Origin of the sequence: Vibrio agarilyticus (assembly GCF_012641465.1) — a bacterium.
GTDB classification, from domain to species: domain Bacteria; phylum Pseudomonadota; class Gammaproteobacteria; order Enterobacterales; family Vibrionaceae; genus Vibrio; species Vibrio agarilyticus.
In genome coordinates this window covers 1-544 of record NZ_JABAIK010000070.1, presented here as the reverse complement: position 1 = coordinate 544, position 544 = coordinate 1, and the positions used below count along the sequence as shown (strand labels likewise).

At 32.7% G+C, this 544-nt stretch carries 1 protein-coding gene; it reads left to right on the top strand.

Annotation, left to right across the window (positions count from 1 at the left end; translation table 11 throughout):
• A partial coding sequence (locus HGP28_RS19060; RefSeq protein WP_211092073.1) for a ribonucleotide reductase barrel domain-containing protein occupies positions 1-365 on the top strand: 365 nt, incomplete at its 5' end.
• Positions 366-544 lie beyond the last annotated feature (179 nt).

Below are 544 nucleotides of genomic sequence, written 5' to 3'. Positions count from 1 at the left end.
GAAGCACACCTGGTATTGATCCAATCTTTGATGTGGTATATAATGACGGTAAAGCCAATGCTTTATTACCTATTGTTGTTCCTAACTTAACACCAAAGACATGGTTCTATTATAAACCAACTATGAAGATGGAATATGATGGAGAAAAACAGTTGGCTCATATGTGGGCTATACAACACAATGAAGCAAGACAAGAATGGAATGACCAAGCATCATCATTTAACCTATATATTCCAACAGGCTTACAAGTAAAACACCTTCTTCGTATGCATATGGAAGTATGGGAACGTGGAATTAAAACAACTTATTATGTTCGTTCTTGGGATAGTAAACAAGAAGAATCATGTCTAGCATGTAGTGCATAATTTATATTGACAACTGGATAGCCTTTGTGCTATCCTTGTATTATATTAATGATTAAAAGGAGAATATATTAATGGAATTAGAAAAACAAGTCAGAATTTATAACATCGAAAGACCAAACTCAAATAAGAGAATGTTTGATGAGCAATCAGGTATTTTAAATTGGAATGATATATCTAAC